At 75.6% G+C, this 22033-nt stretch carries 14 protein-coding genes; 5 read left to right on the forward strand and 9 right to left on the reverse strand.

Features of this window, described 5'->3' with window-relative positions; translation table 11 throughout:
• Positions 1-110: 110 nt before the first annotated feature.
• The 3 genes from ACFY2K_RS40220 to ACFY2K_RS40230 form a co-directional block, all read right to left on the reverse strand.
• On the reverse strand, positions 111-3332 hold the full coding sequence (locus ACFY2K_RS40220; protein ID WP_380525894.1) for a UvrD-helicase domain-containing protein: 3222 nt from the start codon (positions 3330-3332) through the stop codon (positions 111-113).
• A gap of 69 nt (positions 3333-3401) precedes the next feature.
• Positions 3402-6782, reverse strand: coding sequence for an ATP-dependent helicase (locus tag ACFY2K_RS40225; protein ID WP_387717644.1), 3381 nt, complete (start codon positions 6780-6782; stop codon positions 3402-3404).
• An 85-nt stretch (positions 6783-6867) separates the two neighbouring features.
• Positions 6868-7245 (reverse strand): MGMT family protein, encoded by a 378-nt coding sequence (locus ACFY2K_RS40230; protein ID WP_375884839.1) that lies wholly within the window; start codon positions 7243-7245, stop codon positions 6868-6870.
• Positions 7246-7379: 134 nt separating this feature from the next.
• Between ACFY2K_RS40230 and ACFY2K_RS40235 the strand changes: the two genes are divergently transcribed.
• Positions 7380-10115: a flippase-like domain-containing protein gene (locus ACFY2K_RS40235; protein ID WP_380525898.1), complete on the forward strand. Its 2736-nt coding sequence runs from the start codon at positions 7380-7382 to the stop codon at positions 10113-10115.
• Positions 10116-10191: 76 nt separating this feature from the next.
• Here the strand turns inward: ACFY2K_RS40235 and moeZ are convergent, their stop codons facing one another.
• The 5 genes from moeZ to ACFY2K_RS40260 form a co-directional block, all read right to left on the reverse strand.
• The gene (gene moeZ, locus ACFY2K_RS40240; protein WP_380525900.1) at positions 10192-11370 is read right to left on the reverse strand and encodes an adenylyltransferase/sulfurtransferase MoeZ; all 1179 of its coding nucleotides are present in this window, start codon (positions 11368-11370) and stop codon (positions 10192-10194) included.
• 229 nt (positions 11371-11599) lie between these two features.
• Positions 11600-12610 carry an NAD-dependent epimerase/dehydratase family protein gene (locus ACFY2K_RS40245; RefSeq protein ID WP_380593839.1) on the reverse strand — a complete coding sequence of 337 codons (1011 nt, stop codon included), beginning with the start codon at positions 12608-12610 and terminating at the stop codon, positions 11600-11602.
• 123 nt (positions 12611-12733) lie between these two features.
• Complete coding sequence (locus tag ACFY2K_RS40250; RefSeq protein ID WP_387717647.1) at positions 12734-13813, reverse strand: hypothetical protein; 1080 nt, start codon at positions 13811-13813, stop codon at positions 12734-12736.
• Entirely contained in the window at positions 13813-15615 is a 1803-nt protein-coding gene (locus tag ACFY2K_RS40255; protein ID WP_387717649.1) for a DUF3492 domain-containing protein, read from the reverse strand. The genes ACFY2K_RS40250 and ACFY2K_RS40255 overlap by 1 nt, the downstream gene beginning before the upstream one ends.
• A gap of 364 nt (positions 15616-15979) precedes the next feature.
• On the reverse strand, positions 15980-16882 hold the full coding sequence (locus tag ACFY2K_RS40260; RefSeq protein ID WP_380409704.1) for an alpha/beta fold hydrolase: 903 nt from the start codon (positions 16880-16882) through the stop codon (positions 15980-15982).
• Positions 16883-17138: 256 nt separating this feature from the next.
• Here ACFY2K_RS40260 and ACFY2K_RS40265 point away from each other — a divergent pair, with 256 nt between their 5' ends.
• From ACFY2K_RS40265 to ACFY2K_RS40275, 3 genes are all read left to right on the forward strand, one after another.
• On the forward strand, positions 17139-17798 hold the full coding sequence (locus ACFY2K_RS40265) for a TetR/AcrR family transcriptional regulator (RefSeq protein ID WP_375884822.1): 660 nt from the start codon (positions 17139-17141) through the stop codon (positions 17796-17798).
• A gap of 133 nt (positions 17799-17931) precedes the next feature.
• Positions 17932-18159: a DUF3107 domain-containing protein gene (locus ACFY2K_RS40270; protein WP_375884820.1), complete on the forward strand. Its 228-nt coding sequence runs from the start codon at positions 17932-17934 to the stop codon at positions 18157-18159.
• Positions 18160-18266: 107 nt separating this feature from the next.
• Complete coding sequence (locus ACFY2K_RS40275) at positions 18267-18626, forward strand: hypothetical protein (protein ID WP_375884818.1); 360 nt, start codon at positions 18267-18269, stop codon at positions 18624-18626.
• Positions 18627-18668: 42 nt separating this feature from the next.
• Here ACFY2K_RS40275 and ACFY2K_RS40280 read toward each other — a convergent pair whose 3' ends face one another.
• Positions 18669-19397, reverse strand: coding sequence for a ferritin-like fold-containing protein (locus tag ACFY2K_RS40280; protein ID WP_375884817.1), 729 nt, complete (start codon positions 19395-19397; stop codon positions 18669-18671).
• A 699-nt stretch (positions 19398-20096) separates the two neighbouring features.
• Here ACFY2K_RS40280 and ACFY2K_RS40285 point away from each other — a divergent pair.
• On the forward strand, positions 20097-22033 hold a 1937-nt coding region (locus ACFY2K_RS40285; RefSeq protein WP_387717652.1), incomplete at its 3' end, for a DEAD/DEAH box helicase.

Here is a 22033-nt window from a genome sequence, read left to right on the forward strand (position 1 = left end):
GGCCGGAGTACGGGGGTTGACCGGTTACCGACCCCACAATAGGCGCGAAACGTGCACGACGCACAGGTTTCGGACGTCGGCGCGATGACTCGGGTGCTCTGCGTGACTCATTAGTCACTGTTCCCGATCAGGAGCCGTTCCAACTCTTTTCGGTCGGGAAGTCGCTCCGGACGTACGATCCGTCCGCTGCGGACGTACAGGAACGACGCCGTGACCTGCTCGGGATCAACGCCCGCCTGCTCCGCCCAGGCCAGCCGGTAGACGGCGAGCTGCAGCGGGTCGGCGGTCTCCTCCCGGTGGGTCTTCCAGTCCACCACTTCGTAGCGTGACGCACCACTGGATTCCGACACCCCGTCACCGTCCCGGTAGACCGCGTCGATCCGGCCGCGCACCACCCGCCCCGCGAGCACCAGGTGGAACGGGGCCTCCACCCGGTACGGCCGGCGCCGGGCATACGGGGTGCGCAGGAACGCCTCCTTGAGCTGCTCCAGGTCCCGCTCGTCCTCGATGCCGTCGTCGTCGGCGCCGGGCAGCGCGCCGGGCTCGATCAGCAGCAGCGGCTCGATCCGGGACTGCACCCAGGCGTGGAAGCGGGTGCCGCGCCGGGCGGCGGGCTGCGGGGGGCGCGGCATCGGGCGGGCCAGCTCGTGCGCGAAGCCGTCCGGGTCGGCGGCCAGGCGCAGCAGCTGGGTGGCGGACAGCGCGGGCGGCAGCGGGACCTCGCGGGCGGTGCGCCGGGAGCGCTCCAACTCGCCCAGCAGCGCGGTCAGGTCGCGGTCCCAGGAGGCGACCTGGCGCTGGTCCTCGACGGCCATGGGTTCCGCCTCCCCCGCGGGCCCTCCGGCCAGGCGGGTGCGCACCACCTCGGCGACCCGGCGGCGGGCGTGCTGGGCGGCCGGGTCCAGCGGCAGCGGCCAGGGGCGCTCGACGGCGTCGGCCAGCGCCGGGTTCCGGGCGTCCTTCTCCGGCTGCTCGGCCCAGTGCTCGACCTCGCCGGCGCCGGGCCGCTCGCAGTGGGCGCGCAGCTGCTCCAGGAAGGCGGACGGGCCGCGGACGGTCTTCTGGCTGGGCCCCCACCAGTGCCCGGAGGCCAGCAGCAGGGCGCGGGGGCGGGTGAACGCGACGTAGCCCAGGCGCAGTTCCTCGGTGCCGGAGTGCTCGGCCAGCTCCTTCTTGAACGCGGCCATCGACTTGGACGTCCAGCCGCCGCGCACGTCGGGCAGGGTCGCGCGGTCGCCGCGCAGGGCGTGCGGGAGCACGCGCTTGGTGCTGGTCCAGCGTTCGCGCGGGCTGCCGGACGGGAACGCGCCCTTCACCAGGCCGGGGACGGCCACCACGTCCCACTCCAGGCCCTTGGACTTGTGCGCGGTGAGCACCTTCACGGTGTCCTCGCCGCCGGGCAGGCTGCTGTCCAGGCCGCGGTCGTGCTCCTGGGCGGCGCGCAGGAAGCCGAGGAACGCGGCCAGGCCCGGGTCGCCGTCCAGGTCGGCGAAGGAGGCGGCGACGTCCAGGAAGGCGTGCAGGGTCTCCCGTCGGCGGGCGGCCAGCGCCTGCGGGGAGGCGGACAGCTCGACCTCCAGGCCGGTGACGGTCAGCACCCGGTGCAGCACGTCCATCAGCGGGTCGGCCAGCGAGCGGCGCAGCTCGCGCAGTTCGGCGGCGAGCCGGGCGAAGCGCACCCTGGCCTCGGCGGAGAACGGCAGGTCGTCGGGCTGGTCGCCCTCCCCGCCGGGAGAGAGGAAGGTCTCGACCGCGTCGGCCAGCGAGACCACCTCGGTGGGGTCGGCCTCGGCGACGGCCGCGGCCAGCGCCTCCACGCCCTCGGGCCGCTCGGTGCGCACCAGTTCGGCGGCCCGGCGGCCGAGCAGGGCGAGGTCGCGCGGGCCGATCCGCCAGCGCGGGCCGATCAGCAGGCGCACCAGGGCGGCGTTGGCGGTCGGGTCCTGGAGCACCTCGCAGACCGCCACCAGGTCGGCCACCTCGGGCAGTTGCAGCAGCCCGCCGAGTCCCACCACCTCGACCGGGACCTCGCGGGCGACGAGCGCGGCGTGGATGTCGGGGAAGGCCGCGCCGCCCCGGCAGAGCACGGCGATCCGGCCGGGCGCGGTGCCGGTGCGCACCAGGTGGGCGATCGAGTCGGCGAGCCAGTCGACCTCCTCGGCGTGGGTGGGCAGCAGCGCGGCCCGCACGTAGCCGTCCTGTTCGGCGCCGGGTGCCGGGCGCAGCGCCTCGACGCCCTCGTGCAGGGCGCGCAGCGGGGCGGCGAGCTCGTTGGCGAAGGCGAGCAGCCGGCCGCCGCTGCGGCGGTTCTCGCTGAGCGCGTAGCGGTCGGCGGGGCGTCCGTCGGCCTTCGGGAAGTGCCGGGGGAAGTCGTCGAGGTTGGCGACGGAGGCGCCGCGCCAGCCGTAGATGGCCTGGCAGGGGTCGCCGACGGCGGTCACCGGGTGGCCGCCCCCGGTGTGCTCGGGGCCCGCGCCGAACAGGCCGGCGAGCATCAGGCGCTGGGCGACGGAGGTGTCCTGGTACTCGTCCAGCAGGACGACCCGGTACTGGCCGCGGAGCAGCTCGCCGACCTCGGGGCGCTGCTGGGCGAGGCGGGCGGCGGCGGCTATCTGGTCGCCGAAGTCCATCAGCCCGGCGCCCCGCTTGCGGCGGCGGTACTCCTCGACCAGGCGCAGCAGTTCCAGCCGGGCGCGGGCGGTGACGGGGACGGCCCGCAGGTCGTCGTTGCCGAGCTTGACGGTGGCGAGGGTGTCGAGCAGCTGCTCGTCGTGGGCGCGCAGGGCGGCGGGCTCGACCAGGTGCTCGGCGAGTTCGCCGTCCAGGGCGGTGAGGTCGGCGACCAGGTTGGCGAAGGTGCCGGTGAGGGCGGGGAAGGGGCCGCGGGCGGTGCGCAGCACCTTGGCGGCGAGCTGGAAGCGGGTCGCGTCGGCGAGCAGCCGCACGTCCGGCTCGATGCCGATCCGCAGGCCGTGCTCCTTGAGCAGGCGGCCGGCGAAGGCGTGGTAGGTGGAGATCTCGGGTTCGCCGAGCGGCTCGCCCTCGTCCCGGTCGGCCACCCCGGCCCGGAGCAGGGCGGTGCGGACGCGTTCGGCGAGCTCGCCGGCGGCCTTGTTGGTGAAGGTGAGGCCGAGCACCTCCTCGGGCCGGACGGCGCCGGAGCCGACCAGCCAGACGACCCGGGCGGCCATCACGGTGGTCTTGCCGGAGCCGGCGCCGGCCACGATCACGGCCGGGGCGAGGGGGGCGCCGATGGCCGCCATCTGTTCCCGGTTGAACGGGATGCCCAGCAGCTCCTTGAGCTGGTCGGGATGGCTGAGCACGGCGGTCACCCCGCAACCGTAACGGGCACCGACGACACTCCGGACACCCGGCGAACGTGACCCCGGCTACTCGACCGGCTACTCGACCAGCTGGGCGCCGTCGCGCTGGGCGGAGCAGCTGCGGCGGAAGGAGCAGCGGTCGCAGCCGCCGCCGGTCTGCGGGACGAAGCGTTCGGCGAGGACCTTGCCGGCGGCCTCGGCGAGCAGGTTCTCGATCCACGGCTCGCCCTCGGGCGGCTCCTGCCGCTGCACCTTGGGGGCGTCCGGGTCGGCCTTGGCGGCGGCCTCGCGCAGGTGGACGAGTTCCGCGCCGCCGGTGGCCGGGGGGTGCTCGGTGAAGCCGGGCAGCTCGTTGAGGGCGCCGGCCCGGACGGCCAGCTGGTAGACGGCGAGCTGCTTGTGCTCGGGCAGCGACTTGTCGGTGGGGATCTGCTTGCCGGTCTTGAAGTCGACCACGTAGGCGCGTCCGGCGTGGTCCTTCTCGACCCGGTCCATCGAGCCGCGGATGCGCACCGAGACGCCGCCGACGTCGAGGGTGACGTCGAAGCCGTGCTCGGTGGCGACCAGGTCGCGGCCGCGCTCCAGGACGTGCCAGTTGAGGAAGCGCTCCAGGGCGGTGCGGGCCTCGCCCTTCTCCTGCTGGGACTTCCAGGGGGCGTCGAAGGCGAGGGCGTCCCAGACGGTGTCCAGGCGGGCCATCAGGACGGAGAGGTCGGCGGGGGTGCGGCCGGAGCCGACCTCGTCGGCGAGGGCGTGCACCACGTTGCCGAAGCCCTGGGCGGCGGTGCCGGGGGCGCGGGCCTTGACCTCCTTGTCGAGGAACCACTGCAGCGAGCAGTTCTCCAGCTGTTCCAGGCCGCTGCCGGACAGCCGGACGGGCGCGTCGGCGCTGCGCAGCGGCTCGGGGGCGGTGGTGGCGTCGTCCAGGCCCCACCAGCGGTCGGGGTGGGCGGCGGGCACCAGCGGCAGCCCGTCCTCGTCGGTGGCGGCGGCCAGGGTGGCGAGGCGTTCGGCGGCGGCGCGGCGCAGTTCGGGCGAGCGGGCGGGGTCGACGGTGACGGCGCGCAGTTCGGCGACCAGGGCGGCCACCGAGAGCGGGCGGCGCGGGCGGTGGGTGACGTCCTCGACGGTGACCGGCGGGGTGCGGCGCACCACCTTGCCGGTGCGGGGGTCGACGTCCTCGCGGTAGAGCTCGCGCAGGAAGCGGGAGGGTTCGTCGCCGTCGTCGGCGGGCGCCTTGACGGCGGTGACGATCAGCCGTTCCTTGGCGCGGGTGGCGGCGACGTAGAAGAGCCGGCGCTCCTCGCCGAGCAGGGCGGCCGGGGAGAGCGGTTCGGCGAGGCCGTCGCGGCCGATCCGGTCGGCCTCCAGGAGGGAGCCGCGGCGGCGCAGGTCGGGCCAGAGGCCGTCCTGGACGCCGGCGACCACGACCAGGCGCCACTCCAGGCCCTTGGAGCGGTGGGCGGTCATCAGCCGCACCGCCTCGGGGCGGACGGTGCGGACGGTGAGGGTGTCGGCGGCGATGTCCTGGGCTTCGAGTTCGGCGAGCAGGTCGAGGGCGCTGCGGTGGCCGGTGACCTGCTCCTCGGCGCGGGCGGCGGTCTCGAACAGGGCGCACAGCGCGTCCAGGTCGCGGTCGGCGTTGCGGCCGGCGGCGCCGCCGCGCAGGGCGGCGCGCTCCAGGCGTTCGCGCCAGCGGCGGCTGCCGTCCCACAGCTCCCACAGGGCGTCCTCGGCGGTGCAGCCGCCGGCCAGCAGTTCGCGGACCTTGCGCAGCAGGGTGCCGAGGTCGCGGGCGCGGCGGGCGGTGGCCGGGTCGAGGGCGATCAGCCGCTCGGGTTCGGCGAGGGCCTCGCGGATCAGTTCGCCGGCCGGACGCGGGGCGGCGGGGACGCCGTCGGGACGGCCGTCGGAGCCGCCGTCGGGACCGGCGTCGGCGCGCGCGGCGGCGCGCAGGGCGGCGCGTTCCTCCTCGCGCAGGGCGCGGCCGAGGCGGCGCAGGTCGGAGCCGTCGAGGCCGCCGAGCGGGCCGGTGAGCAGGGTGTGGGCCAGCTCCTCGGTGAGCGGGTCGGGGGTGTGCGGGCCGGGGGTGTCGAGGAGGGCCCGCTTGTCGCGGGCGGCCTGCTCGGCGCAGACCCGCAGGGCGAGCAGCAGCTGGGCGACGGCGGGTTCCTCGCGCAGCGGCAGGTCGTCGCCGTCGATCTCCAGCGGGACGCCGGCCGCGCCGAGGGCCCGCCGTACGCCGGGGATGGAGCGGGCGCCGGCCCGGACCAGGACGGCCATCTCGCCCCAGGGCACGCCGTCCTCCAGGTGGGCGCGGCGCAGCAGGTCGGCGATCGAGTCGAGTTCGGCGCCGGGGGTGGGGTAGGTGTACACCTCGACCCGGCCGCCCTCGCGGGAGGGCAGCAGGGCGCGGTGCTGGGCGAGTTTGTCGGCGGGCAGCCGGCCCATCGGCATCCGGCGGGCGAGTTCGCGGGAGGCGGCGAGCAGCAGGGCGCCGGAGCGGCGGGAGACCCGCAGCACCTTGACCTCGGCGGGGGTGCCGTCGGGGCGGCGGAAGGCCTGGGGGAAGTCGAGGATGCCGTTGATGTCGGCGCCGCGGAAGGCGTAGATCGACTGGTCGGGGTCGCCGACGGCGATCAGGTCGCGGCCGCCGCCGGCGAGCCGGCGCAGCAGCCGGACCTGGGAGGGGTCGGTGTCCTGGTACTCGTCGACGAGGACGACGTCGTAGCGGCGGCGCAGTTCCTCGCCGATCTCGGGGCGTTCGGCGAGCAGGACGGCGCGGTGGACGAGTTCGGCGTAGTCGAGGACGCCGCGCAGGTCGAGCACGTCGAGGTAGTCGGCGAGGAAGTGCGCGGCGGCGGCCCAGTCGGGGCGCTGGACGCCCTGGGCGAAGCGTTCGAGTTCGGCCTCGCCGAGGCCGAGCTCGCGGCTGCGGGCGAGCACGGCGCGGACTTCGTCGGCGAAGCCGCGGGTGGTCAGGCAGGCGCGCAGGTCGAGCGGCCAGGCGATCCGGCCGCGGCCGTCGCGGGCGTCCTCGGCGCCGCCGGCCAGCAGTTCGCGGACCATGACGTCCTGTTCGGGGCCGGAGAGCAGCCGCAGTGGTTCGGCGTAGTCCTCCGGGTCCTGGTGGGCGCGCAGCAGGGCGTAGCAGAAGGAGTGGAAGGTGGTGGCCTGCGGGGTGGCGGCGGTGGAGCCGAGCCGGCCGGACATCCGGTCGCGCAGTTCGACGGCGGCCTTGCGGCTGAAGGTGAGGACGAGGATCTTCTCGGGGTCGGTGCCGTCCTGGATCCGCCGGGCGACCGCCTCGACCAGGGTGGTGGTCTTGCCCGTGCCCGGTCCGGCGAGGACGAGCAGCGGGCCGCCGGCGTGCTCGACCACGGCGCGCTGGTAGGCGTCCAGCACGGGCGGGTCGGGCTGGACGAGCGGGTTGCGCACGAGCCGGTAGGGCGAACTCACGAACGGGTCCTGGGGGTTGTACGGAGAGTCATGGCCGGGGCGGGCCGCGCGGGCCCGCCCGCATCGAGCCTACGATCCTGCCCCGTCAATCCCGTCCGCGCTCGGGATTCGGTGAAGTCTCCCCGCCGTCCCAGCGGGCCTGCCCGAGGTCGACCCGGGGCGGGTCGGCGAGTGGGCGCAGCGGGGTGCCCTCCTCGCCGTAGTGGGCGAGGGCGCGGTGCTCGTGGCCGGGCAGCAGGCGGCCGTCCGCGCGGATCACCCGCCACCAGGGCACCGAGCCGCCGTACAGGGCCATCACCCGGCCGACCTGCCGGGGGCCGCCCTGGCCGAGGTACTCGGCGACGTCGCCGTAGGTCATCACCCGGCCGGGTGGAATCCGCTCGGTCAGGTCGAGCACCAGTTCGGCGAACGGTGGTAGGGCGTCCGGGACGCCGTCGTCTGTTACGTCCGTCACCTGCGGCATTCTTCCTCATGGGGACGCGCGCGCGGCCCCGTACGAACGACCCGCCGCGCCCGATCCGGCCCCTGTCCAGCACGGGGGGCCGGGGCATGCCACCATCTTCGGGGCGGTGAGTGGTGATACGAGGACAAGACCAGATGACCGGGACGGCTGACGTGGGCGTGGACAAGGACTCCGACGAGTCCGGATCCGTCGTGCCCCCGGCGCCCGGTGACGAGTCCGAAGGGCGGCCCGGGAGCGGGCCGACCCCGGAAGTCTCCCTGATCAAGGACCTGACGATCAAGACCCCCACGCCCGAGAAGGCCCCCGGGGCCCCGGCGGAGCCGCCCGCACCCGCGCCCGCCGCGCCCGTCCCCGCCCCGGCCGCGCGGACCGAGTACCACGACCCGCTGGACGACGCCCCGCACCTGGACGTCGACGAGCCGCTGCTCGCCGCCCGCGCGCACCGCCCGTCCGACCTGATCCGCTTCCTGGCCGGGGTCTTCGGGATAGTCGCCGTCTTCGTCCTGGCCGGCATCGCCACCTCGACGACCACCGGCATCGAGCAGGACATCGCCACCAACGCGCCGCACTTCTCCGCGGTGCTGTCCACCATCACCGGCCTGGTCTCCAGCGTCGCGGTGCTCGCCGTGCCGCTGGCCTTCGCGGTCGAGCGGCTGATCAAACGCGACGGCCTGCGGGTCGCCGACGGCGTGCTCGCCTCGGTGCTCGCGTACGGCGTCTCGCTGGGCATCGACTGGTGGGTGGCCGAGGGCGCCTCCGAGCACATCCGCACGGCGCTGACCCGGCTGCCGCTGGACAGCAACGGCAGCCTCACCGACCCGGTGCACGGCTACCTCGCCCCGGTGATCGCCTACATGACCGCCGTCGGCATGTCGAGCCGACCGCGCTGGCGGGTGGCGCTGTGGGTGGTGGTGGTCTTCAGCGGGGTCACCGAGCTGCTCGGCGGCTACACCACCCCGCTGTCGCTGATGCTCACCGTGCTGATCGGCTGGTCCGTCGCCTACGGCACGCTGTACGCGATCGGCTCCCCCAACATCCGGCCCACCGGCCAGCACCTGATGATCGGCCTGCGCAAGGTCGGCTTCACCCCGGACGGCGCCCACCGCGCCCCGGACGCCCCCGGCGGCACCCGCCGCTACTACGTCACCCAGCAGGACGGCCCGCCGCTGGACGTCCACATCATCGACCGCGAGCAGCAGGCCTCCGGCTTCTTCTACCGGGCCTGGCGCCGGCTGCGGCTGCGCTCGGTGGCGGTGCGCCGCAGCCCCCAGTCGCTGCGCCAGGCGCTGGAGCAGGAGGCCCTGATCGCGTACGCGGCGGCCGCCTCGGGCGCCCGCGCTCCGCAGCTGGTGGCCACCTCCGAGCTGGGCCCGGACGCCGCGATCCTGGTGTACGAGAACGTCGAGGGCCGCACCCTGGACGAGCTCGCCGACGCGGAGGTCACCGACCGGGTGATGGCCTCGCTGTGGCAGTCGGTGGCGGCCCTGCACGAGCGCCGGATCGCCCACCGCCGGCTGACCGGCGAGTCGCTGCTGGTCGTCGACGACGAGACGGCCTGCCTGGTCAACCTGTCCGGCGGCGACATCGCCGCCACCGACCTGACCCTGCGCATCGACGTCGCCCAGCTGCTCACCACCTTCGCGCTGCGGATCGGCCCCGAGCGGGCCGTCGCCACCGCCAACGCGGTGCTCGGCGCGGACCGGGTCGCCCAGGCCCTGCCGCTGCTCCAGCCGGTCGGGATGAGCCGCTCCACCCGGGTCGACCTCGCCAAGCTCACCAAGGAGCGCAAGACCGCCGCCCGGGCCAGGGCCCTGGAGCAGGTCGCGGCCGGCGAGCGCACCCAGGAACAGGCCGAGGAGGACATCGCGGCGGCCGGCGAGGACCTGCTCAGCCGCATCCGCGGCCAGATCCTGCAGATCGCCCCTGAGGCGCCGATGGAGCCCGCCAAGCTGGAGCGGCTCAAGCCGAAGAGCCTGATCATGGTGATCGCGCTCACCTTCGCCGCCTACCTGGCGCTGACCACCATCAAGCCGGCCCAGCTCAAGCTCTCCCAGATGAACTGGGCGTGGGCGGCGGCGGCCCTGCTGGCGGCCGCGTTCAGCTACGTCGCCGCCGCGATGAGCCTGACCGGCTTCGTCCCCGAGCGGCTGCCGTTCCGGCGCACCGTCGCGGCCCAGCTGGCCGGCTCCTTCGTGAAGCTGGTCGCCCCCGCCGCGATCGGCGGCATCGCGCTCAACACCCGCTACCTGCAGAAGGCCGGGATCCGCCCGGGCCAGGCGGTCGCCTCGGTCGGCGCCTCCCAGCTGGCGGGCCTGGCCGGGCACCTGCTGCTGCTGTTCAGCTTCGGCCTGATCACCGGCAGCCAGACCAACGGCGACCTCTCCGCCTCCCGGGCGGTGATCATCGGGGTGCTGACCGCCGCCGTGCTCGCCCTGGTGGTGGCCGCGGTGGCGCCGCTGCGCCGCTTCGTGCTGGGCCGGCTGCGCTCGCTGTTCTTCGGCGTGGTGCCGCGGATGCTCGACCTGATGCAGACGCCCAGCAAGCTGATCACCGGCTTCGGCGGCATCCTGCTGCTGACCCTGTCCTTCACCGCCTGCCTGGACTTCTCGGTGCAGGCCTTCGGCGGCGACGTCAGCTTCTCGGCCGTCGCGGTGGTCTTCCTGACCGCCAACGCGGCCGGCTCGGCGATCCCCACCCCGGGCGGCATCGGCCCGGTCGAGGTGGCCCTGATCGGCGCCCTGACCGTCGCGGACGTCTCCCCCGCGGTCGCCACCCCGGCGGTGTTCCTCTTCCGGGCGCTCACCTTCTGGCTGCCGGTGCTGCCGGGCTGGATCGCCTACAACGTGCTGCAGCGCCGGCACGCGCTCTGAGCGGGGCACCCGCGGACGCGTCAGGGGCCCCACCGCCGAGCGGTGGGGCCCCTGACGCGTCAGTCCGGCCGGCGGCCTAGTAGACCGGCTTGTGCGGCTCGACCTGGTTCACCCAGCCGAGCACGCCGCCGCCCAGGTGGACGGCGTTGGCGAAGCCCGCGGCCTTGACCACGGCCAACACCTCGGCCGAGCGCACGCCCGACTTGCAGTGCAGCACGATCTTCCGGTCCTGCGGCAGCTTCTCCAGGGCGTCGCCCATGAGGAACTCGTTCTTCGGGATCAGCACCGCGCCGGGGATGTTGACGATCTCGTACTCACCGGGCTCGCGGACGTCGATGAGGTAGATGTCCTCCGCGTCGTCCTGCCACTGCTTGAGCTGCTTCGAGGTGATGGTCGAACCGGCGGCGGCGGCCTGCGCCTCCTCCGACACGACGCCGCAGAAGGCCTCGTAGTCGATCAGCTCGGTGACCGTCGGGTTCTCGCCGCAGACCGCGCAGTCCGGGTCCTTGCGGACCTTCACCTGGCGGTAGTTCATCTCCAGGGCGTCGTAGATCATCAGCCGGCCGACCAGCGGGTCGCCGATCCCGGCCAGCAGCTTGATCGCCTCGTTCACCTGGATCGAGCCGATGGACGCGCAGAGCACGCCCAGCACGCCGCCCTCGGCGCAGGACGGGACCATGCCCGCCGGCGGGGCCTCCGGGTAGAGGCAGCGGTAGCAGGGGCCGTGCTCGGCCCAGAACACGCTGGCCTGGCCGTCGAAGCGGTAGATCGAGCCCCACACGTACGGCTTGCCGAGCAGCACCGCGGCGTCGTTCACCAGGTAGCGGGTGGCGAAGTTGTCCGTGCCGTCCACGATCAGGTCGTAGCCGGAGAAGATCTCCATCACGTTGGAGTTGTCCAGGCGCTCCTCGTGCAGGACCACCTCGACGTACGGGTTGATCTGCTGCACCGAGTCGCGCGCGGACTCCGCCTTGGAGCGCCCGATGTCGGCCTGGCCGTGGATGATCTGGCGCTGCAGGTTCGACTCGTCGACCACGTCGAACTCGACGATTCCCAGCGTGCCGACACCGGCGGCGGCCAGGTACATCAGCGCGGGCGAACCGAGGCCGCCGGCGCCGACGCAGAGCACCTTGGCGTTCTTCAACCGCTTCTGCCCGGCCATCCCGACGTCCGGGATGATCAGGTGGCGGGAGTACCTGCGGACCTCGTCGACGGTGAGCTCGTCGGCCGGCTCTACCAGGGGTGGCAACGACACGGGGACTCCGATGGGTCTCTTGTTCAGGCGGCCGGGGCCAGCCTCGGACGGGGTTGTTGCACCGCCACTCAGGTGGCTCTCTAGGCCAACAGTGTCATGCCCCACCGGTATTCCGAGACAGCTCGTCCGATGGGCGAGACGGGCCGCGCCGGATCGTGGAACCGCCCGCCGGACGCCCCCGGGGCGCCCCGGGCCCGTGGTTGCGGGCCCGGGGCGCCCCCGCGTCCCCTCACACCCGGCAGGCCGTCTCCAGCCAGACGTCCCCCAGCGACTCCTCCAGCGGCACCTGTGTCCGCCAGCCGAGACGGTCCCGGGCGGTCCGCACGTCCGCCTGCCGCCACGGCACCGGCTCCCCCGGGGCGGGTCGGCCCTCCGTCCGGTGCCCCTCCGCCCGATGGCCCGGCAGGTACGGCCCGGACGCGTGGTGGCCGTGCCCCGGCAGGTGGTCGCCGGCAGGGCCGGCGGCCTGCGCGGGCAGCAGGACCTGCCGGTTCTCCTCCACGATCGACCCCTCGAAGCCCGAGGCCCGGACCAGCAGCTGGGCCGCGTCCCGGGCCCGCACGGCGTGCCCGCTGCCCACGTTGATCACCCCGGTGGCGGCCGAGACCGCCGCCGCCTGGATCGCCCGGGCGACGTCCCGCACGTCCACGAAATCCCGGTATCCGGACAGGTCCGGCATCCGCACCTGGTTCTCGTCCCGCTCCAGCGCCCGCCGCAGCCCCTCGGCGAGGCGCCCGAACAGCGAGGCGGTCGGCGCCCCCGGGCCCACCACGTCGAACACCCGCAGCACCGCCGCGTCCAGCCCGGAGGCCAGCACCAGCTCCGTCCCGGCCAGCTTGGAGACCCCGTACGGGCCGACCGGCCGCGGCTCGGCCTGCTCGGACACCGGCACCCCGCCGGGCACCGGCCCGTACTCGGCGGCCGAGCCGACGTGCACCAGCCGGGCCGGCTCCCGGCTGCGCCGGATCGCCTCGCAGACGGTCGCGACGGCCAGCGTGTTCGACCGGATCAGGGTCCGCGAGCTGCCGTAGGTGGCACCCGCGCAGTTGATCACCACCTGCGGCGCGACCGCGTCCAGGAAGCGGGCCAGGGCGCCCGGGCTCCCGGCGGTCAGGTCGAAGCGGATGTCGGCCGAGTCGCGCCGGCCGAGCACCGTCACCTGCAACTCCTGGTCCATCAGCAGACGATCGGTCACCCGGCGGCCGATGAAGCCGTCGGCGCCCAGCAGCAGCACCCTCATCGGGGGCGTCCTTCCACGAAGCGAGGTCGGGGACGACCTGGCGGACTGAAATACAGCGAACGAGATCTGACGGGTCTGAGAAGTCTGAAAGGTCCGGAAGAGCTGGAAGCTCCGACCGGAGGGTCAGCGGTGCGCGCCGGCCCGGCCGAGCAGCGCCCAGCCGTGGGCCAGCAGCACCACCGCGACCGCGCCGCCGCCCAGCAGGACGGCCGACGGCCAGGGGCGGCCCAGGGCGAGCGGCACCGCCGTCGCGACGGGCCCGGCCAGCGCACCCACCGCGGCGGCCGTCGTCCGGCCGCAGCGCGCCAGCAGCGCGGGCAGCACCAGCAGCAGGCCCAGCACGCCCTGCGCCGCCCACGCCGCGGGGCCGGCCCGCTCGGCGGCCAGGTGCAGCAGGCCGCCGCCGTGGCCGGGCCCGGGGCGCGGCGCGACCACCGCGAGGACCGCCAGCGCGGCGTAGCTGAGCACCGCGAGCACGGCCAGGTGCAGCGCGACCGCGACCGGCAGCACCGGGCGCATCCGGGCCCGGAACTCGGCCAGGGTGCGGGCGGCCCCCAGGTGCCCCCGGCCGACCTGCCGGTACCAGCGGGCCGCCCGCTCCGCCGAGCCCGCCGACACCGCCGCGGCCAGCACCAGGGCGGCGGCCAGCGGCCGGTCCCGGCCCGGCGCCGCCAGCGGGAGCAGCAGCAGCGCGGCCAGGCCCAGCCCGTGGCCGAGCGCGGCGGGGCGCAGCCGGGAGCCGGCCGGCGGGGGCGGGGTGCGGACCGGGCCGAGCTCCGCCGGGCAGGGCGGGCGGCACGGCGGCGGGGCGGGCTCGGCCGGGGCGGTCGCGGTCAGCGCGGGCAGCAGCACCAGCGGGACGGCGGCGGGCAGCAGCACCGGCCAGCGGGCGCCGAGCGCGGCCACCGCGGCGCAGGGCGGCGCGGCCAGCGCGGCGGCGGTCAGCGCCGCCCGGGCCGCGGCCGCGCAGCGGCGCGGTTCGGGCGGCTCGGGCGGCGACGGCCGTCGGGGCACCCGGGCGTACAGCTCCTCGGCCAGCGAGAACAGGTCGGCGTGCCGGCAGCGCGCCGCGGCGTCCGGGCCGAGCCCGGCCTCCTCCAGCCCGGCGGCGATCTCCAGCGGGTCGACGGCGCGCTCGCACAGGTCCCGGTGCTCGGCCATCAGCTCGCGCACCGGGTCGGCGCTGGCCACGGGGCCGGACATCAGACGGCCTCCGCGAGGGCGGGGCCGACGGGGCGGGCCGGGTCGGGGCGGGTCGGGTCGGTGCGGGTCGGGTCGGTGCGCACCGCCAGGGCGGCGAGCTGCCCGGCCTGCCCGGCCCGGCGGCGCGGCGCGGGCGCCCCGTCCGCCTCCTCGTCGCGGCCGCCGGCCGGGCCGTCGTTGAGCCAGTACTCGGCGGGGCGCGCGAACGGGCGCGGTGCCCGGCCGCCGTGGCCCGCCCCGCCGCCCTCGGGGAAGGCGGGGTACTGCGAGACCAGTTCCAGGTAGATCTCCCGGAAGGCGCCGGTCACCGGCTCGACGGCGAAGCGTTCCTGCGCCCGCAGCCGCCCCGCCAGGCCGAGCCGGGAGCGCCGCTCCTCGTCGCGCAGCAGTGCCAGGCAGGCCCCGGCCAGGGCCCGCGGGTCGCGGGCGGGCACCAGCAGCCCGGTCGGGCCGACCACCTCGCGGGCCACCCCGACGTCGGTGGAGACCACCGCGCGGCCGCTGAGCATGGCGTCGACGAGCAGCCGGGGGCTGCGCTGGGAGAGCGCGGAGAAGACCGCCACCGTGCCGCCCTGCCAGGCCTCGGCGAGCGAGCCGGGCCGGCCGGCGAACTCCACCGCCGCGGTCACCCCGAGCCGTTCGGCGACGGCCGCGCAGTGCGCCCGGTAGCCGGGGGCGGCCTCCTCGCCGTGCAGCACCAGGCGGGCCGCCGGCAGTTCGGCGCGGACCCGGGCGAAGGCGTGCAGCACCAGTTCGGTGTCCCGCCCCGGCTCCAGCGGGCCCGCCCAGACCAGGGTGGGCCGCTCGGGCTCGGGCCCGGCCGCCGGGCGGTCCACCGCCGGGGTGCCCTCGTGGACGACCCGGGTGCGCGCCGGATCGGCCCCGCAGCGGCGCTGCCACTGCTGGTCGTGGGCGCTGCCCGGGGTGAGTATCGCGGCCTGCCGGTAGGTCTCCTCGGTGAGCGCCCGGAAGAAGGACAGCAGCAGCGCCCGGACCGGCCATCGGTACGGCGCCGCGTGACTCGCCCGCTCGCCTCCGGGCGCTCGGACCCGGTGCCGACGGTCGTCGCTCCGGCGCTCGTCCCTCGCTTGTCGCTCCTCGCTTTCGGCACCGGCGCGCCCTTCGGCTCGGGGCGGGTAACCCAGGTACTGCTCGCGCAGGTGCAGGCCGTGCTCGGTGACCACGAAGGGCACCCCGTGCAGCTGCCGGGCAACCAGGGCGGGGAGCGCGGCCGGGCCGCCGCCGACCACGTGGCACAGGTCGACGGCGCCGAGGCCGCCGGGCCCGGTGCCGTACCAGGGCGCGGAGAGCGGGCGCAGGCACTGCTCCAGCAGGTCCGCGGCGACCAGCACGTCGCGGACCAGCGGCTGTCCGGCCGAGGTGTCCGCGCCGGGCAGCCGCCAGGTCCGCTCCAGCACCTGGCGGGCGTGGGCGGAGGCGAGGAAGGCGGGCAGGGTGCCCTCGTCCTCCCGGGCCGACGCCGCCAGCCGGTACAGCCCGGCCCCGAAGCCGGCCCGCTCCCCGGGCAGCACCAGTGCCCGCACCAGGTCCTCGTACGCCCGGGCGTACTGGCGTCTGCGCAGCGCCCCGGGGGCGCGGCCGCGCGGCCGGCGGCCCCACAGCACGAGGTGGTGGGTGCCGGGCCGGGCGGGCGGGCGCCGGGCGCCGGGGTCGTCCGGGCCGGTGAGCAGGTACCGCTCGAACTCGTGCTCCGGCAGGCCCTCGGCCAGCCGCTCGCACCAGGCCCCGGCACCACGGTCGGGATGCGGACGGGCACCCTCGGTGAGCAGCGCGACGCGCACGGGAGTCCTCCTTCTGCCTCGGGACGGGGGCGGTGACGGCAGCCCCGGTCAGGGCCGACCGCCCCCCGCACCCCTGGGACGCCCCCTGGGCGGGGGCCACGGGAGCCGCGGGGCCGTACGCCGGGACGCTTGCTCGGGCCGTGCGCCGCGTGCTCCGGCGTCAGCGGTCCTCCCCCACACCTGTTCGGTCCGGCAGCAGAAAGGTAGGACCGGCCCGGGGCGATCCATCGGTCACATGCCTGGCTGCCACCTGAACGAGTGAACTGCCGTGACCTCGCCCGGGACCGGGCCGTTAGCGGGCGCTATACGCCGCTCCGGCGCCGGGGCGGTACCGCTCCGGTGCCGCTCCGGCCCCGCCCGCCGCTCAGCGGGCGGTGTCCGCGATCAGCTCGCGCACGGCCCGGGCGACCGCGTCGGGGTGCTCCATCATCGCCACGTGCCCGGACTCGGGCAGCACCAGCAGCCGGGCGTCGGCGAAGGCCGCGCAGGCCCGCCGGGCGGAGCGGTAGGCGACCAGCCTGTCGCGCAGCCCGTACACCAGCAGCACCGGCGCCGCGACCTGCTCGGCCTGCCGCCACAGCGCCTGGTCGCCGCGCTCGGTGTAGGCGGAGACGATGCCGCGGGCCGAGCCGATCAGGGCCGGCATCGCGTGCGGCTGCGCCAGCCGGTGCCGGTACTCGGCCACCGCCTCGGCGCGGGCGGTGGGGCTCAGGCCGGCCGGGTCGCCGTAGACCAGGCGCAGCAGGTCCTCGGTGGCCGCCTCGGCGTCGCGCCGCCCGGCCGGCAGCCGGCGCAGCAGGGCGGGCAGTCCGGGCAGGGCGAGCAGGCCGGTGGGCCAGGCGGAGCGCTGCGGGGGCAGTTCGGGCAGCGCGGGCGAGACGAGGGTGAGGCTGCGGACCAGGTCGGGGCGCAGCGCGGCGAGCCGGACGGAGACGGCGCCGCCGAGCGAGTTGCCGAAGAGGTGGACGGGGCCGCGGCCGGCGGCCTCCAGGTAGCCGATGACGGCGCGGACGTGGCCGGAGAGGCTGAGGTTGCCGTCGGCGGGCGGGCCGGAGCGGCCGAAGCCGGGCAGGTCGAGGGCCTCGCCGTCGACGAGGCCGGAGAGCCGGTCCATCAGCGCGCTCCAGTTGCCGGCCGAGCCGCCCAGGCCGTGCACGAAGAGTCCGGGCTCGCGGCCGTCGGTGCCGCCCGCTCCGGCGGGCCGGTGCACCGCGAGCACCGCGCCGGGGACCTCGACCGTACGTACCTGCTGCTCAGCGCTGCTCATGGTGGACGATGGTAGTGAGGGCCGGTCGGGGGCGGCGGGGGTGGTCCGGCCTTCCCGGCCCCCGTCCCGTCCGCCCGTCCCCTCGCCCGCCCCATCCCTCGTCGCACCACTGCCGACGCCGAGGTCAGCGCCGTATTGTGGGCTCCTGACAAGCGGCCGGACTGCTTTTCTCGCCTTCGCCAGGGGCGGGCGCGGTTACCGAAAAGTAGACTCGGCCCTCTTGCCAGCCCCGAAGAACCCCGAAGTGAGGAGCGCCGTGACGGCCATCCAGGAGGCGCAGGAGCGCCCGCGCGGTGCCCGCCTGCCGCGAAGCGCCCGCCGTGAACAACTGCTCGGTGCCGCCCAGGAGGTGTTCGTCGCCCAGGGTTACCACGCGGCCGCCATGGACGACATCGCCGACCGTGCCGGGGTGAGCAAGCCGGTGCTCTACCAGCACTTCCCCGGGAAGCTGGACCTCTACCTGGCGCTGCTGGACAAGCACTGCGACGCCCTGGTCGAGTCGACCCGGGACGCGCTGGGCACCACCACCGACAACAAGCTGCGGGTGGCCGCGACGATGGAGGCGTACTTCAACTACGTCTCCAGCGAGTCCGGCGCGTTCCGGCTGGTCTTCGAGTCGGACCTGACCAACGAGCCGGCCGTGCGCGAGCGGGTGGAGCGGGCCTCCGAGGCGAGCGCGACGCTGGTCAGCCAGGTGATCCAGGAGGACACCGACCTGCCGGAGGCGGAGTCCAAGCTGCTGGCGGCCGGGGTCTGCGGCCTGGCCCAGATCACCGCCCGGTACTGGCTGTCGCAGGGTCTGGACATCCCGCGCGACGAGGCGGTGCGGCTGGTCGCCAGCCTGGCGTGGCGGGGGCTCAAGGGCTTCCCGATGCACCCGGGCGACCTCGCGCCGGAGGGCTCCGCCCAGCAGTGACGATCCGCTGACCTTCGCCTGGGCGGTGATCGGGTGCTCTATGGTGAAGCCGTACGGCGCGGTCGCCGTGATCGCTTGTCCCAGGCGGTCCGTCGCCGCGCGTGGAGACTGCAGAACCGGAGGGACGGAAGCCGTGGAGGTCAAGATCGGCGTGCAGAACGCGCCGCGCGAAATCGTGATCGAGAGCTCGCAGACTGCCGATGAGGTCGAGAGCGCGGTCGCGAAGGCGCTGGAGGGCTCCACCAAGCTCTTCTCGCTCACCGATGAGCACGGCCGTCGCGTCATCGTCCCGGCCGAGCGCCTGGCGTACGTGGAGATCGGCGAGTCGGCGGCCCGCAAGGTGGGCTTCGGCACCACCTGAGCCGCCGCCGAGCAGGTCCGTCCGGTGCCCCGTTCCCTCCCGAGGGAACGGGGCACCGTCGCGTGTACGGGCAGGTCGGCCTGGGTACGGCGACAGGTGCGGCACCGGTGCCGCACGCCCGTTCCCCCGGGGAGGCCGCCGTGCTGGTCGAATCGCTCGTCTTCGTGCTGGTCGGCCTGGCCGCGGCCGCGGCCGCGCTGCTGGGCCTGCCGGGGTACTACCGGGCCCCCCGCCCGCTGGTGGTGGGGACGGCCCTGGCCTCGGCGCTGCTCGGCGGGGTGGTCGCGCACTTCTGCCTGGACGGTCGCCTGCCGGTGGCCGCGGTGGTGTTCTCGGCGCTGGCCGCGGGGGTGGTCACCTCGCTGCTGGCCCGGCCGGACCTCGCCGCCGGGCGGGCCCCGGCGCACCGGCACCACCCGCACCGGGCCGGCGCCCACCGCGCGCCGCGGCGGCACCGGCCGGCCTGAGGCCCGTGGCGGGGCGCACGACGGGGCCCGTGACGGGGCCCGTTACGAGGCCAGGCCGAGGGCGGCCATCCGCCGGGTGTGCGCCTCGGTGATCCGGTTGAACATCTTGCCGACCTCGACCAGGTCGAAGCCCTGCACCTGGACGCCGCCGACCAGCAGGTTGGAGAGCGCGTCCCGCTCGGCGACGACCCGCTGGGCCTGGCTGAGCGCCTCGCCCATCAGCCGCCGGCCCCACAGGGCGAGCCGGCCGCCGGCCCGCGGGTCGGCCTCGATGGCCTGGCGGACCTTGTCGACCGCGAACTGTCCGTGGCCGGTGTCGGACATGACGCTGAGGACCAGGTCGCGGGTGTCGTCGTCCAGCCGGACGGCCACCTCGCGGTAGAAGTCGGTGGCGATGGCGTCGCCGACGTAGGCCTTGACCAGGCCCTCCAGCCAGTCCGAGGGCGCCGTCATCCGGTGGAACAGCTCCAGCGGCTCGACGAAGGGGCGCATCGCCTCCTGCGGGTCGGCGCCGATCTCGGCGAGCCGGTCGTGCAGCCGCTGGTAGTGCTGGAACTCGGCGGAGGCCATCCGGGCCAGGGCCGCCTTGTCGGCGAGGCCGGGCGCCAGCTTGGCGTCCTCGGCGAGCCGCTCGAAGGCGCTCAGCTCGCCGTACGCGAGCGCGCCGAGCAGGTCGAGCACCGCCGCGCGGTAGCCCGGTTCGGCCGAGCACGTGGCCCAGTCGCCGATCGAGCCGGGCGCGCCGTCCTGCGTCTCACCATGGGTCTCCATGACCCGCCACCTTAGTCCCGCCCCCGCCCGCGCCCCACCACCGGACGCACCCCGGTGACCTGCCGGATCGGCTCCCGGCGCCCCCGTCGGCGGGGTCGGTGTCAGACGCATCACGTGTTCGAGTCGTCGCCTGACTGTATGGTGGTACGGAGCCCCGTCGTGCTCGCACGGTGCCACCGCCGTCTCGGTGGCCCGCACGAGCCCGCTCCGTAGCGGCAGCGCGTCCCCCGGACGTGTCCGCACCGGAGGCACGGGTACTCACGTACGCGGATGCCCGGTCGGAGAGCCGATCGGCTCCGACCATGGCTTGGACTTCAAGCCTTGGCACCGCATCAGTGGCCGAGCGAGGGCCGCCGAGACCACGCCCACCTGGCGGAGGTCCCGCGCAGGTCCCTCACGGGAACTCTCCCCGACGCCGCCGGCGACGCGCCCCGCCAACGGGCCGCGCGCACCGGCCGGCCGCAGGGACCGGCGCGGTAGTGCGTCCGCTCAGCTGTACTCGGGGCCGCCAGGCCCGTACACAGCCGCGCGGCTGCCCGCCCGCCGCTCGCTCTCGGCCCCTCCGAAAACGGAAGAGGCAGCACCCTGTCCACCACCGCTGAACCCATCAAGACGACGTTCCGGGACCTGGGGATCCTCCCGGAGACCGCCGAGGCCCTCGAGTCCGTCGGCATCGTCCACCCCTTCCCCATCCAGGAGATGACCCTCCCGGTCGCGCTGACCGGCCACGACGTCATCGGCCAGGCCAAGACCGGCACCGGCAAGACCCTCGGCTTCGGCCTGCCGCTGATCGAGCGCGCCGTGGTGCGCGCCGACGTGGACGCCGGCCGGGCCACCGAGGACCAGCTCTCGGACTTCCCGCAGGCGCTGATCGTCGTCCCGACCCGCGAGCTCTGCACCCAGGTCACCAACGACCTGCAGACCGCCGGCAAGGTCCGCAACGTCCGCGTGCTCGCGGTCTACGGCGGCCGGGCGTACGAGCCGCAGGTCGAGGCGCTCAACAAGGGCGTCGACATCGTGGTCGGCACCCCGGGCCGACTGCTGGACCTGGCCGGCCAGAAGAAGCTGAACCTGTCCAAGGTCCGCGCGCTGGTCCTGGACGAGGCCGACGAGATGCTCGACCTGGGCTTCCTGCCCGACGTCGAGAAGATCATCACCATGCTGCCGGCCAAGCGGCAGACCCTGCTGTTCTCGGCCACCATGCCGGGCCAGGTCATCAACCTCGCCCGCCGGTACATGAGCCAGCCGACCCACATCCGGGCCGCCGCCCCGGACGACACCGGCGCCACCGTCGCCAACATCGAGCAGCACATCTTCCGTGCCCACTCGCTCGACAAGGTCGAGATGGTCTCGCGCATCCTCCAGGCCGACGGCCGCGGACTGGCGATGATCTTCTGCCGCACCAAGCGCACCGCCGCCGACGTCTCCGACCAGCTGACCCAGCGCGGCTTCGCGGCCGGCGCCGTCCACGGCGACCTCGGCCAGGGCGCCCGCGAGCAGGCGCTGCGCGCCTTCCGCAACGGCAAGGTCGACGTGCTGGTCTGCACCGACGTGGCCGCCCGCGGCATCGACGTCGAGGGCGTCACCCACGTCATCAACTACCAGTGCACCGACGACGAGAAGACCTACCTGCACCGGATCGGCCGCACCGGCCGGGCCGGCGCCTCCGGTACGGCCGTCACCCTGGTCGACTGGGACGACATCCCGCGCTGGCAGCTGATCAACAAGGCGCTGGACCTGCCGTTCAACGAGCCGGAGGAGACCTACTCCACCTCGCCGCACCTGTACGAGCTGCTGAAGATCGCGCCGGGCACCAAGGGTGTGCTGCCGCGTTCGGAGCGCACCCGGGCCGGGCTCGGCGCGGAGGAGATCGAGGACCTCGGCGAGACCGGCGGGCGCGGCGCCCGCCCCGGTCGCGGCGCTGCCCGCGGCGGGCGGGCCGGCTCGGGCCGCCCGGCCGTCGAGGCCCCGGCGGCGGAGGAGAAGCCGCGCCGTACCCGTGAGCGCCGCCGCACCCGCCGCGGTTCGGAGCTCGGCGAGGGCGAGGCGGCCGTCGCCGCGGCGGTGACCGAGGCGGCTCCGGCCGTCGAGGGTGCCGAGGGCGAGACCGCGCCGCGCCGTCGCCGCCGCCGTTCGCGCGGTGGCGCCGCCTCGGGCGAGGTCACCCCGGTGGCCGCCGCCGAGGTCGTCGCCGAGGCGGCCGCGGTGGTCGAGGCCGCCGTGGTCGCGGCCGAGCCGGTGGCCCCGGAGGCCCCGGTGGCCGAGGAGAAGCCGCGCCGGACCCGGACCCGGAAGCCCAAGGCCGAGGCGGCCGAGGTCGCCGAGGTCGCCGAGGTCGTGGAGGCCGTCGCCGTCACCGAGGCTCCGGCCGAGGCCCCGGCGGAGAAGAAGCCGGCCCGCACCCGGACCCGCAAGCCCAAGGCCGAGGTCGCCGAGGTCGCGGAGACCGTCGAGGCCGCCGCCGTCACCGAGGCTCCGGCCGAGGCCCCGGCCGAGAAGAAGCCGGCCCGCACCCGGACCCGCAAGCCCAAGGCCGAGGCGGCCGAGGTCGCGGAGACCGTCGAGGCCGCCGCCGTCACCGAGGCTCCGGCCGAGGCCCCGGCCGAGAAGAAGCCGGCCCGCACCCGGACCCGCAA

Source organism: Kitasatospora sp. NPDC001309 (assembly GCF_042896295.1).
In the GTDB taxonomy this organism is placed as follows: Bacteria; Actinomycetota; Actinomycetes; order Streptomycetales; family Streptomycetaceae; genus Kitasatospora.